A 12,318-nucleotide genomic window follows, 5' to 3' on the forward strand; every position below is an offset into this window, starting at 1 on the left:
GACAGTTTGCGCACCTTGAGTTTGCGCATCAGTCGCTTGAGCATCGGGTACACCTCCTCGTTCACATTCGGGAACCGATTTTAGTGTGCCATAAACGCGTCAAACTATCCACGCCGGAAGACGCGGGTCTGACGGCGAATCGTCCGGGAGCGGCCCGAGGGTCGCGCCAAGATGGACGGCGCTTGCAAAATCACACGTTTTCTTTCTGAACGTCATTGTTGCTCGGTCGCACGTTCCACTATAATGAGGCCGCAAGCACATGGAGAGAGGTGTCCACATGCCACTGCAGGCTGGGATCGTGGGTCTGCCGAATGTCGGCAAGTCCACGTTGTTCAACGCCATTACCCGTGCGGGCGCGGAAGCGGCGAATTATCCATTTTGTACGATAGATCCAAATGTCGGTGTGGTGGAGGTGCCGGACGAACGGTTGCAAGGGCTCGCCGCCATCGTCCATCCGCGTCGAATCGTACCCACCACCTTCGAATTCGTCGACATCGCGGGACTGGTGGCCGGTGCCAGCAAAGGCGAGGGGTTGGGGAACCAGTTTCTCGGCCACATCCGGGAAGTCGACGCCATTGTTCACGTCGTGCGCTGCTTCGAGGATGACGACATCACGCACGTCAGCGGTTCCGTCGATCCCGCTCGGGATATCGAGGTCATCGATCTCGAACTGATCCTCGCCGATCTTGAGTCTGTGCAAAGGCGGCTGGAAAAGGCACGGCGCAACATGAAGTCGGGCGAGAAGCGGTTTGCGATCGAGGTGGACGCGCTGGAGTCCCTGCAGGCGGCCCTCGAATCCGGTCGCCCAGCGCGCAGCGTGGCGCTCCCTGAGGAGGCCCGGGAGCTCCTGCGCGACCTGCACCTGTTGACGACCAAACCGGTGTTGTATGCTGCCAATGTGGACGAGGCTTCCGCAGCGGACCCCGACGGGAATCCGCATGTGCAGGCGGTCCGCGCCAAGGCGGCGGCGGAAGGGGCGGAGGTCGTCGTCATCAGCGCTCAACTGGAGGCGGAGATCGCTGAATTGGAAGGAGAGGATCGCGAGGCGTTCCTGCGCGACCTCGGCCTGCATGAGTCTGGCCTCGACCGGCTCATCCGTTCCGCGTACCGACTGCTCGGACTCATCACCTACTTCACCGCAGGGGAGCCGGAGGTGCGCGCGTGGACCATCCGCCAGGGGACAAAAGCCCCGCAGGCTGCCGGCGTCATACACTCGGATTTTGAGCGCGGCTTCATCCGAGCTGAGGTCATCAGCTATGAAGACCTGGTCGCCGCAGGCTCTTACGCGGCCGCGCGGGAGGCAGGAAAGGTGCGGTTGGAAGGCAAAGACTATGTGGTCCGCGATGGCGACGTGATGCACTTTCGCTTCAACGTGTGAGCGTACCGCCGCGTGATGGCGCGCGTCTCTTGTGCATCCGGGCGCTTCATGGTAACATCAGTACTTGGCATGTTTTTATCAGACATGCGCACCCCTTGCTCTGCCAGAAGCAGGGCCTCAGACCAAAAGGAGGTGACCGGAATGCGCCAGTATGAGACGATGTATCTCCTCAAGCCGGACCTTGAACCGGAGAAGACTGCGGAGTTGGTCGCGAAGTACCAAGCGGCCGTGACCGAGCACGGCGGTGAGATCACCCAGCTCCAGGAGATCGGAAAGCGGCGTCTGGCCTACGAGATCAATCACCATCGCGAAGGCTATTACGTGTTGATGCAGTACAACGCCAACACGGATTTTACCCGCGAGCTGGAACGCATGATGAGAATCGATGACAACGTGCTTCGGTATCTCACCGTGCGCGTAGGCGAATAGAACCGTCTGGGGGGAGTGCCCATGTTGAATCGGGTGGTACTCATCGGCAGGCTGACGCAGGATCCGGAGTTGCGCTACACCAATTCTGGGACTGCGGTGGCGTCGTTTGGATTGGCGGTCGATCGCCCGCGTCCGAACCAGGCCGGGGAACGCGAGACGGATTTTATCAACATCGTCGTCTGGCAGAAACAGGCTGAACTGTGCGCCCAGTATTTGCACAAGGGCCGTCTGGCGGCGGTGGATGGCCGCTTGCAGATCCGCACCTATGAAAACCGCGAAGGCCAGAAGGTCCGCGTCGCGGAAGTGGTGGCGGAGACGGTCCGCTTCTTGGACCGGGGTGACCAGAGCGCATCTGCAGGACCGACAGCTCCGGCGGCGCGTCCGGCGCCGGCTGCCGCACCCGAATCTCGGCGGGCACCTGCCCCTCGTTTTGAGGACGATCCATTCGCGGATGACAGTCAGATGATCGACATCTCCGATGACGATTTGCCGTTCTGACCCTTTCCGCGATACTGCCGGTTTTCAGCATACGACGAGGAGGGATGGACATGCCTCGCAAAGGACGTGGCGGCAAGCGTCGCAAGGTCTGCCAGTTCTGTGTGGAGAAGATCGATCAGGCCGACTACAAGGACGTCGCGCGCCTGAGCAAGTTTCTCACGGACCGCGGCAAGATCATTCCGCGGCGCATCTCCGGAAACTGCGCGCGCCATCAGCGTCAGGTGACGGTGGCCATCAAGCGTGCGCGCCAGATGGCGTTGCTCGCCTACACGACCGAGTGACCGCCGGCCGGCATCTCCGGCCGGGATGCGCGAACAGCATGCGGAATCTGCCCCGGCGGCGGGGCGGTGACGGGCAAAAAGCGGGAGACGGGGGTCTCTCGCTTTTTGCCATACCCTGGGGCAGGATTCTTTCCGGCAGGCGTGGAATATCATCAGACAGCACAGCGAGCGGCGCGGCGGCGCCTGGCGAAAGGGGGGCTGCGCGATGCCGCAGGCGGATGGACCCATGCGGATCGCCCGGAAGCTGCGTTCCATCGAGACGGCGAAGACGGCGTTGGTGTACCAGGTGGCGGAGGTGTTCCGCGTCATCCAGAGCGGCAATGAGCGGGAGATCGCCGAATCGCTGGGCGGGGTCGTCGCCGTCGCGTATTTGCTCGGCCAACAGTTGGGTGTGGACCTGGCGGGCATCGACCGCGCCGCATGCACCACATTGCCCCGTGCGCTGGGAGAAGACCCGGACCACGCGGCCGGTTTCGAACACGTACAGAGGTACCTGAGCTTCAAGTAGCTCGAGGTGAGTGGATGAACGAAGGCGGGCAATTCAGCCGCGAGGCCAGGACGGCCGCGGTGGTTTTTTTCGTCCTCCTGGGGATGACCCTGGTGCCGCCGTTCACATTGTTGACAGCCTGGCTCTTGCCGGTTCCCTTGATTGTCTTCTGGCGGCTCGGCCACAGGCGGGCGGCCATGGTGCTGACGGGCATTGTCGCGTTGGCGCTGTGGGCTGGCGGTATGGGCCTGGCGGGCGTCTTCATGGCGCTCGGCGTGGGGTTCGTCTCCTATGTGATGGCCGAGTCCATGCGCACGGTCGAGTCCCCGTTTGCCGCCATCATCACCGGGGCGCTGGTGTTCATCATGATGGAGCTGGTGGTGCTGGCGCTCATTCGTTGGAGCGGCATCGACATCTTCGACGCATTGGTGCACGACCTGGAGGATTCTCTTCGCCAACAGCAGGGGATGATGGGGCTCGACGACGCGGCGGTGCGGACGTTGGCGGCCGACGTGGCGCAGTGGATCCGCCTGATGTTCCCCTCGGTTATCAGCGTCGTCTCCGTGCTGTTGGCCGGCGTGAATCTGGTCGCGGCCCGCTGGCTGCTTCGCCACCGGATCGCGCCGAAACCGCTGTTGTCCGCAGTGCGGTTGCCGAGCTCGGTCGTTCTGGTCTACGTGCTGGCGCTGGCCGCCGTGCTGTTGGGCTGGCCAAAGGAGATCCCGTTCGGGTGGCAGTTGGTCAACAATGCCGCGTTTTTGGCGGGCTTTTTTCTCGGCGTCCAGGGGGTTGCGTTTCTCTGGCGCCGCGTGCGTGGGCGGACGGGCCAGCACCTGTGGCTGGTGTTGATGCTGGCCGGATCGCTGTTGCGGCCCGTGAGCAGCATCTACATCGTGCTCGGCGTGATTGACGTGATGAATCATTCCCGGCGGAGGCTGGGTTGACAGTCGAGAGGAGGGGGTCTTGTGAAGGTCATCCTGATGGCCGACGTGAAAGGCCATGGGAAAAAGGGCGACATCGTCAACGTGTCGGAAGGCTACGCGCGCAACTTCCTCTTTCCGCGCAAGCTGGCGGTGGAGGCGAACGACGCCAATCTTCACCAACTGAAGGCCCAGCAGGACGCGAAGGCGCGCAAGGAGGCTCAAGAGTTGGCCACCGCCCGCCGGCTCGCGGAACAACTCAACAATCTCAAGGTGTCCATCCGGGCGCAGGCCGGAGAAGGCGGGCGTCTGTTCGGCGCCGTGACGACGAAACACATCGGTGAGGCGCTGGCGAAACTGGGATTCGACCTGGATCGCCGCAAAATCCAAATGCCCGAACCCATCAAGGCGCTCGGCGGGTACCGCGTGTCCATCAAACTCCATCCTGAGGTGACCGCGACCGTCACCGTGTTCGTCGAGCAGTCGCCCTGAGGCGCCTGCAACCGAAGAAGCCGTGGAAGAAGACGGGAGGCAGGTGGCTTCCATCATGGAAGCGCAGGGAACATTGCGGGAGGACGTGAAGCCGGATTGGGGTTCCGCACCGGGGGCGGAGTTCCGGCTTCCGCCCCAACACATCGAGGCGGAGCAGGCGGTGCTCGGCGCCATGTTGATCTCGCCCGACGCGGTGGCGCTGGCGACGGAGCTTCTAACGGCCGATGACTTCTACCGCAGGCCGCATCAGGTGATCTTCCAGGCCATGGCGGATCTGTACGAGCAGGGGCAGCCGGTGGACGTCATCACCACCACAGCCGCGCTGCAGGCCGCAGACGGCGCGTTGGAGAGCGTCGGCGGCGCCGAGTACGTGGCGAATCTGGCAGCAGCGATGCCGACCGCGCTGCACGTCCAGCACTACGCTTCCATCGTCCGGGAGAAGGCGACGCTCCGGCGGGTGATTCAGGCGGCGGGCGAGATCGCGCAGTTGGCATACAGCGCCGATGTGGCTGCGGCCGAGGTGTTGGCGGAGGCGGAGCGGATCATCCTGCAGTTGGCACAAAATCAGCGCGTCCGAGATTTCACCCACATCTCCGAGGTCCTCGAGGCGACCTTCGAGAAAATCGAGCAACTGTACGAGAGCGAAGGGAAGCTGACCGGTGTGCCCACCGGATACAGCGAACTGGACCGGATGACGAGCGGGTTGCAGCGTTCGGATCTCATCATCGTCGCGGCCCGGCCGTCGGTCGGAAAGACGGCGTTCGCGCTCAACATCGCGCAGAACGTGGCCGTCCGGGCGGGGTTGCCGGTGGCCATCTTCAGCCTCGAGATGTCGAAGGAACAGTTGGTTCAGCGGATGCTGTGCGCGGAGGCCTTCATCGACGGGCACAAGTTGCGCAACGGGACGCTCGACGCCGACGATTGGCCGAAGTTGTCGATGGCCGTCAGCACGCTCAGCAATGCACCGATTTACATCGACGATACGCCCGGCATCACCGTCGCGGAGATGCGCAGCAAGCTGCGCAGGTTGAAGGCGGAGGTGGGCCTGTCGTTCATCGTGATCGACTACCTTCAGCTGATCCACGGCAGGCGCATGGCATCGGAGAACCGCCAGCAGGAGATCTCGGACATCTCCCGTTCCCTCAAACAGTTGGCCCGGGAGTTGGACGTGCCGGTGATGGCGCTCGCCCAGCTGAGCCGGTCGGTCGAGCAGCGCCAGGACAAGCGGCCGATGCTGTCGGACATCCGTGAGTCGGGCAGCATCGAACAGGACGCGGACGTGGTCGCGTTTCTCTATCGAGACGACTATTATGATCCGGAGACGGAGAAGAAGAACGTGGTGGAGGTCCTGATTGGCAAGCAGCGGAACGGCCCGACGGGCAAAGTGGAACTGGTCTTCTTGAAGAACTTCAACAAATTCGTGAACCTGGAAAGAGTGCATGATGCAGGATGACCGGCGTATCCAGCGAGTTGCCGGTCATCCGCCCCGACGGGAACCGCCGGCGCCATCAGGAGCGATTGGCCCGTGAGCGGAGGCGGCGCCGCAAACGGCGCCGGGCCCGGCTCCGGCGCCTGCGTCTGCTGCGAACGCTGCTCAGCCTGCGCTTCTGGACGCGTACAGGCATGGTGTTCGCAGGCCTGGCCGCAACGGCGTTCTGGGCGAAGTTTGCCCTCGTCTACGACATCCCGGATTACGCGCAGCAGGGGGTGCTCACCGGGGTCAGGGCGTACGTCACGGTCAAACCGTGGTGGTTTGGCCCGCCCCTGTTTGACTTGGGCGCCTATGGCCCGCCGGCGTCCGAGCCGGATTTGTGGGAAGCCAACCCGTGGCAGCGGATGATCGCCCAACTCGGCCGGTATCAGGACGTCGTGGTGCATCCGGAGATTGTGTGGGTCGAAAAATCGCCGTGATCTCAGGTATAGCCTCCGCAATCTTGGATGATGCCCACGACCGGTTCCACCTGCGCCTCCGGGCAGACCACCGTCAGCAGGAAGTTTCGCCCGGTGACGTTGCCGGCGCCGTCCGTCATGCCGCTGGCCGCGGGATCGGTGGCCAACAGCACGCTGGCGTCGCGTGAAGACGGGTCGGTGTTCAGCGTCAGGGACGCCAGACCCGGAATCTTGCCACTGACAGGAAACGCGCGCACGTCCGGCCTGTCGCCGGGATACGCGTGCAGTTCGGACACCTGCGTCACCTCGATGCCGAGGGACCGGATCTGCTGTTCCGCCCGCTTGGCGTCCGCTTCACTGTAAAACGAGGACAACACGGTACGTTCCGCCATGTGACCACCTCCGGCTTGGTCCCTAGTGTGGACGATCACACGCTCGCTCATGCCACCGCCAGGCGCGCGGAAGGGGAGCGCGGAAGGGGAGGGATGCGCCGTGGCCACCATCCTCGTGGTGGAAGACGAGGAGCCGATTGCGAACATTCTCAAATACGCCTTGGAACGGGAGGGGTACCAGGTGCACACCGCCTTCGACGGGGTGGAGGCGGTGCGGTTGGCGCGTCGGCTCAACCCGCACCTGGTCCTGCTGGACGTGATGCTGCCCGAAAAGGACGGGTTTGAGGTCTGCCGCGAGATTCGGTCGTTCAGCACCGCCCCCGTCATCATGCTGACCGCCCGCAATGCGGAAGTCGACAAGGTGCTCGGACTGGAACTCGGTGCGGACGACTACGTCACCAAACCGTTCAGCACGCGGGAATTGCTCGCGCGCATCAAGGCCAATCTGCGGCGCACCGCGCTGGAGGAGGTGGCCCAACCGGACGGGGCGCGAGGTTCCCTGCAGGTCCGCGACGTGATCATCGATCTCGACACGTACACCGTCTCCAAGCGGGGACGCATCATCCCGCTGACGCACAGGGAGTTCGAACTGTTCTCCTTCCTCGCCTCCCATCCCGGCGTGGTCTTCACGCGCGAACAGCTGTTGCGTCAGGTGTGGGGCAGTGCGTATGGCGGCGACGAGCGCACCGTCGACGTGACGATCCGGCGCCTGCGCGAAAAGCTCGAGGATGATCCGAGCAACCCGGTGTACGTGTTGACCAGGCGGGGTGTGGGGTACTTTGCCACGCGGTAGCGGTATTGTGCACAGCATCCGAACGAAGCTGGTGGTCCTCTTCGTGCTCCTGATCCTGTTCGCGCTGGAGCTCATCGGGGCGTATTTCGTGCGCACCCTGACGGCGTCCCTGATCCGGACCAACACGGAGGCCGTCCAGAACCAGGCCCAGCTCACCGCCACCATCGTCGCGCCGGAGCTCGACGCCCAGGATCGCAAGCCGGGTGACGCCCCGTCCGTGCTCGGCTCGCTGCCGCGCCTGTTCAACGGGGCGGTGTACGTCCTCGATCCGCAGGGCGTGGTCAAGGACACCACCGCCGGGAGCGCGCTCATTGGGCAGAAACGCGTGGATTCCGTGGCCACCCAGGCGCTGGTCGAACGGAAGACCACCACGGCCATTCGGTTCGATCCCTTGACTCAACAGCACCTCCTCGCCGTCGCGGTGCCCGTGTTTCGGCAGCGACAGTTCATGGGCATCGTGGAAAACGTCGTGCCCATCCAATCGACCTATGACACCATCCGCCAAGTGACGACCATCTACTACACTTCGAGTGTCCTGGTCCTCGTCCTCACCGCTCTGCTCGGCATCGCGCTCTCGCGCACGTTGACCGGTCACGTGGTGGCGGTCACCCGCCAGGCGCGTAAGCTGGCATCCGGCGATTACAGCCAGCGCTTGGACGTGAAGAGCGACGATGAGATCGGGGACCTGGCGGCGGCCATCAACGACCTGACGGAGAAGCTGGAGGACGCCATCGCGGCGAACGCCCGCGAACGGGATCGCCTGCAGGCCATCCTCAAGTACATGGGAGACGGAGTCGTCGCCTTTGACGCCCACCTGAAGCCATTGTTCGAAAATGACGCCGCGCAACGCCTGCTGTCCGGGGTGGCCAAGCAGGATGTAGCCGAGCTGCTGGGCATTCCCGGTCCGTTGCCCGAGGGGGCGGGCGAGCGGACGTACATTCGGGAGTTTGACGATGCCCTCATCCATGTGCATGTGACCGCCATCCGCCGGCACGGCGCCATCGACGGTTACGTGGCGCTCATTCGCGACGTCACCCGCGAGGAGAAACTGCAGCGGGCGCGGCGCGATTTCGTGGCGAACGTGTCGCACGAGCTGAGGACGCCTTTGACGACCATCAAGTCGTACGTGGAGGCGCTGTTGATGAGCGAGCAGGATCCCGAGACGCGGGAACAGTTTTTGCACGTGGTGGAGCATGAGGCGGACCGCATGGTCCGGTTGACCGAGGACCTGCTGCAACTGTCGGGCCTGGAGTCGGGGGAACGCTCGTACCAGGAGGTGCAGGTCGATATCGTCCAGTGGCTGGACCGCGCCGAGCGGCGCTTCGCCTTATCAGCCCAGTCCCAGGGCGTCCAGCTTCAGGTGGAGGCCCGCGCGCGCGGCTGCCTGTGGGGAGACGCGGATCTGCTGGACAGGCTGCTCGACAATTTGGTCAGCAACGCCCTGCAATACACCCCGAGCGGCGGAAGGGTGACCGTGTGCGCCGAACGGGACGGTGGGTGTCTGCGGGTCACGGTCGCGGACACCGGCATCGGCATTCCGGCGGAGGACCTGCCGCACGTCTTTGAACGGTTTTACCGCGTGGACAAGGCCCGTTCCCGGCGCCGGGGGGGCACGGGGCTCGGCTTGGCGCTGGCGCGCGAGATCGCGGAGCGGCACGGCGGCAGGATTCGAATTGACAGCCGCGTCGGTGAAGGCACCACCGTGGTGGTGTCCCTCCCGCTGGAGGAGGGGGGATGCTTGTGACCGGATCGAGGTTGAAAACCGCCTTGCTGGCGGTGTTGGTGGCCCTGAGCATGGTCCTCAGCTATCTGTTGTGGAGCGGGCGTTGGCAGCAGACGAGCGAGGTCGCGTACAGCGAGGGGGATACCCTGACGAACGCGGACGATCCCCGTCTGGAGACGGCGCTGTCCCCCGTCCGCTGGGTCCTCATGACCCCCAAGCCCGAACGGGTCTCGGTCTTCGTCCCCGGCAGCGCCGCGTACACGCACTGGCAGCAACTGCTTCGCTCCGTGCGCGTGGAGAATCTGCACCCGCTCTCCGCTGCGCCCCAGACCAGCGGCCTGGCTGCGCGCGTCGAGTTCGGGACCGCGCTGCCGTTTCGTATCCTGTCCCATTGGATGCCCGGGCTCAGCAGCCTGGGCATGCTCGGTGCGGCGCAGACGGTGACCTTCTACACCCCGCCTTCCGGAAAACCGGTCCGGCTGTTGTTGGCGAGTGGATCGAGCGTGTACGGAGCGGACACGGATGTCGATCCCGCAGCCTTCCAGAAGGACCTGGAGGCGGCGGTGGCAGGGGACGAGTGGGTGGTCTGGAACGACGCGGCGGGCAGCTACGTCCCCCGCGCCGGGGAGCACATGCGCACGTTCAGCGTCCGCTGGCAACCGGCGCAGACCATCCCGCTGGTGCACTCGTTTTTCGTCAATCCCATGGCGCTCACCCGAATTGACGAAGATCGCCACACGGTGTTGTGGACCGACGGCAGCCGGGTGGTGTGGTGGGACCAAGGGAACAACACACTCTCGTACACCGATCCGAACTCGCCACCGCAGGCGGACGGGGACATTCAGGACGTCTCGATGGTCCTGCAGTATGTTCGCGGCCACGGCGGTGCCGAACCGTTCTGCATGATCGACGGCAGCGATACGGCGGGGGAGACCGACGTCTACCAGATGCACCCTTATGTGGACGGGTTTCCGGTTCTCACGGACCGGGAGGCCAGCGAACTGGAGTTGCAGGGCGGACGCGTCGTCTCTTACCGGCGGCCGCTGGCGAATCTGGACACCCCGAAACCCGAGGGGACGGTGACCACCATGGGGGCGGACAGGCTGGAAAAGGTGTTGCGCAATCTGATGCCGACGACGCCCGTGGATACCTTGGAGGTGCGGCTCGGCTACGCGCTGTCCTCCGCCACGGGCGGAGAGGCGCGGCTTGTGCCGGCTTTCTTCGTCACCCAGAGCGGGCTGTCCCTGTGGGTGATTGATGCGGTGAACGGGCGGGTGCTGCAGGGGATGGGTGCGCAATGAACTGGGAAGTGGCGAAAAACTGGCTGTTGGCGGCGTTTCTGTTGCTGGATCTGTTCCTCGGCTGGCAGGTGTATGAGAGCCGGCGGGAGATGCTGGGCTATGTGGCCTCCGCCTCCGACCGGCTGGCCAACACGAAGACCATCCTGTCCGAGCACGGGTTCATCTTGGACACCAATGTTCCCTCGGAACACCCCAACATGGCGTTCGTCCGGGCGGAATTCGGCAGCGTCCCCCTGGCGGATCTCGGGCAGGCGGCGTTCCCACAGTCGAATTCGCTGCAGGTGGATAAGCAGGCCGGGGTGGTACGCGGCACCCAAGGGGAGATCCGTACCCTCGGCCAAGGGCAATGGCAGGTCCATTACGCCACTCCCGTGCCGATTTCAGACCAAGGCTTGTCCAACCTGCCGGGCGTGTGGCAGGCTGGACAGTACCAGCCGGACGCCGGGCATACCCCGGCCAGCGCGGCCGGGAAAACGGGCGGTTCCGCGAATGGCGTCCGCGTGTTCGTGCAGACCGCGGCGGGCTTCCCGGTGTTCGACGCACAGGTGCAAGTGGATGTCGCCGCGGGCCGCGCCACCGGATTTACGCAGACATGGCTGACGGGCATCAGCCCCGTGGGGGACGCCAAGCCGACCATCAGCGCGATGGACGCGTTGGACAGTCTGGCCAGCGCGGTGGACAAATCGACCAGCGGCACGGATAATAAAATTCTGAGTGTAACTCTGGGGTATGTGCACAAGGTCCCCAAATCGCCGGCGGGCGCGCAGGAGATGCCGGCGCCCAACTACTGGTTCCCGGTCTGGCGAGTCGTCACCATCCATCACACCTACTATATCAACGCATTTACGGGCGAGGTCGCCGCGGAATCGTAGGCTTCGCCCGCGTTTACGGGAGGACGCCGTGTTGCAGTTCAGCATTCTGGCCAGCGGCAGTTCTGGCAACGCCGTATACATACAAAGCGAGACCACGCGCCTCCTGCTCGACGCAGGAATCAGCGCCCGGCAGATCCGGGATCGCATGCGGGCGGCGGGCGCCGATGTCTTCCACGACCTCGACGCGCTGCTGCTGACGCACGAGCATGTCGATCACATTCGCGGCTTTCCGCAGGTGGTCAAACAGACGGAGGCGCGCGTGTACGCCACGGAGGGCACCTGGCATCACGTGGCCCGCGCGGTGGCGGATCACATGCCGGCGGAACGGCACCACACCGTGAGGGCAGGGGAGCCCTTCACCATCGGGGACATTCGAGTGACGCCTTTCGCCGTCTCGCACGACGCCGAGGAGCCGGTGGCATACCGGTTTGACGCGGGCGGGTCCGCGCTGACCGTGCTGACCGACCTCGGTTACGTGAGCGACGCCATCAAATCCGTTGTCCAGGGATGCCAGACGTACGTCTGGGAGGCCAACCACGACGTCGAGATGCTGCGCACCGGGCGCTATCCCTGGCATCTCAAGCGGCGCATCCTCGGGGACAAAGGCCACCTGTCCAACGAGGACGCGGCCGTGGCGTTGGCGGACATCGTCGGGGACAGTGCCATCGACGTGTATCTGGCCCACCTCAGCGAAGAGAACAACCTGCCCGATCTGGCGGAACTCACGGTCCACACCATTCTGAAAGAATGCCGTCCCTTGTACGGCGAACTGGTCCGTCTGCACCGAACGAGCCGGACCCAGCCGACTCCGTTGACCGCGCTGTGACGGTGTCTGAGCGCCAGGTGGACGGTCTGCCGCCTC

15 protein-coding genes are annotated in these 12,318 nt (G+C 64.4%); 14 read left to right on the forward strand and 1 reads right to left on the reverse strand.

The genetic code is table 11. From position 1 onward, the window contains the following. The first annotated feature begins 277 nt into the window (after positions 1-277). From ychF to BM357_RS05725, 9 genes are all read left to right on the forward strand, one after another. Positions 278-1,378, forward strand: a complete 1,101-nt coding sequence (ychF, locus tag BM357_RS05685; RefSeq protein WP_074950533.1) for a redox-regulated ATPase YchF — start codon at positions 278-280, stop codon at positions 1,376-1,378. A gap of 141 nt (positions 1,379-1,519) precedes the next feature. After that, on the forward strand, positions 1,520-1,807 hold the full coding sequence (rpsF, locus tag BM357_RS05690) for a 30S ribosomal protein S6 (RefSeq protein ID WP_074950535.1): 288 nt from the start codon (positions 1,520-1,522) through the stop codon (positions 1,805-1,807). A gap of 21 nt (positions 1,808-1,828) precedes the next feature. Continuing rightward, the gene (locus tag BM357_RS05695) at positions 1,829-2,305 is read left to right on the forward strand and encodes a single-stranded DNA-binding protein (protein WP_074950537.1); all 477 of its coding nucleotides are present in this window, start codon (positions 1,829-1,831) and stop codon (positions 2,303-2,305) included. A gap of 50 nt (positions 2,306-2,355) precedes the next feature. Continuing rightward, the gene (gene rpsR / locus BM357_RS05700; RefSeq protein WP_029422190.1) at positions 2,356-2,586 is read left to right on the forward strand and encodes a 30S ribosomal protein S18; all 231 of its coding nucleotides are present in this window, start codon (positions 2,356-2,358) and stop codon (positions 2,584-2,586) included. Positions 2,587-2,791: 205 nt separating this feature from the next. After that, positions 2,792-3,094: a MazG-like family protein gene (locus BM357_RS05705; protein ID WP_074950540.1), complete on the forward strand. Its 303-nt coding sequence runs from the start codon at positions 2,792-2,794 to the stop codon at positions 3,092-3,094. Between the two features lie 14 nt (positions 3,095-3,108). Continuing rightward, a complete protein-coding gene (locus BM357_RS05710; protein WP_074950542.1) occupies positions 3,109-4,017 on the forward strand; it encodes a DUF2232 domain-containing protein in 909 nt (302 codons plus the stop codon). Positions 4,018-4,038: 21 nt separating this feature from the next. Further along, positions 4,039-4,485 carry a 50S ribosomal protein L9 gene (gene rplI, locus BM357_RS05715; protein ID WP_074950544.1) on the forward strand — a complete coding sequence of 149 codons (447 nt, stop codon included), beginning with the start codon at positions 4,039-4,041 and terminating at the stop codon, positions 4,483-4,485. A 55-nt stretch (positions 4,486-4,540) separates the two neighbouring features. Then, positions 4,541-5,938, forward strand: coding sequence for a replicative DNA helicase (dnaB, locus tag BM357_RS05720; RefSeq protein WP_083430250.1), 1,398 nt, complete (start codon positions 4,541-4,543; stop codon positions 5,936-5,938). Beyond that, positions 5,935-6,396, forward strand: coding sequence for a hypothetical protein (locus BM357_RS05725; RefSeq protein WP_074950546.1), 462 nt, complete (start codon positions 5,935-5,937; stop codon positions 6,394-6,396). The genes dnaB and BM357_RS05725 overlap by 4 nt, the downstream gene beginning before the upstream one ends. Before the next feature lie 2 nt (positions 6,397-6,398). Here BM357_RS05725 and BM357_RS05730 read toward each other — a convergent pair whose 3' ends face one another. Then, positions 6,399-6,767: a hypothetical protein gene (locus tag BM357_RS05730; RefSeq protein WP_074950547.1), complete on the reverse strand. Its 369-nt coding sequence runs from the start codon at positions 6,765-6,767 to the stop codon at positions 6,399-6,401. A gap of 49 nt (positions 6,768-6,816) precedes the next feature. On the opposite strand from BM357_RS05730, the gene BM357_RS05735 reads away from it, so the two are divergent. Genes BM357_RS05735 through BM357_RS05755 form a run of 5 tightly spaced genes read left to right on the forward strand, consistent with a single transcriptional unit; the run spans position 6,817 to position 12,282 of the window. Then, positions 6,817-7,560, forward strand: coding sequence for a response regulator (locus BM357_RS05735; RefSeq protein WP_074950549.1), 744 nt, complete (start codon positions 6,817-6,819; stop codon positions 7,558-7,560). Between the two features lie 7 nt (positions 7,561-7,567). Further along, positions 7,568-9,304 (forward strand): ATP-binding protein, encoded by a 1,737-nt coding sequence (locus BM357_RS05740; protein WP_245783859.1) that lies wholly within the window; start codon positions 7,568-7,570, stop codon positions 9,302-9,304. Next, entirely contained in the window at positions 9,301-10,584 is a 1,284-nt protein-coding gene (gene yycH, locus BM357_RS05745; protein ID WP_074950551.1) for a two-component system activity regulator YycH, read from the forward strand. Before BM357_RS05740 ends, yycH begins: the two co-directional genes overlap by 4 nt. Next, positions 10,581-11,456, forward strand: coding sequence for a two-component system regulatory protein YycI (gene yycI / locus BM357_RS05750; RefSeq protein ID WP_074950553.1), 876 nt, complete (start codon positions 10,581-10,583; stop codon positions 11,454-11,456). Before yycH ends, yycI begins: the two co-directional genes overlap by 4 nt. Before the next feature lie 28 nt (positions 11,457-11,484). Further along, positions 11,485-12,282, forward strand: coding sequence for an MBL fold metallo-hydrolase (locus tag BM357_RS05755; protein WP_245783860.1), 798 nt, complete (start codon positions 11,485-11,487; stop codon positions 12,280-12,282). The last annotated feature ends 36 nt before the right edge of the window (positions 12,283-12,318 follow it).

Source organism: Paenalicyclobacillus macrosporangiidus, from assembly GCF_900116805.1.
Classification (GTDB): Bacteria; Bacillota; Bacilli; order Alicyclobacillales; family Alicyclobacillaceae; genus Alicyclobacillus_H; species Alicyclobacillus_H macrosporangiidus.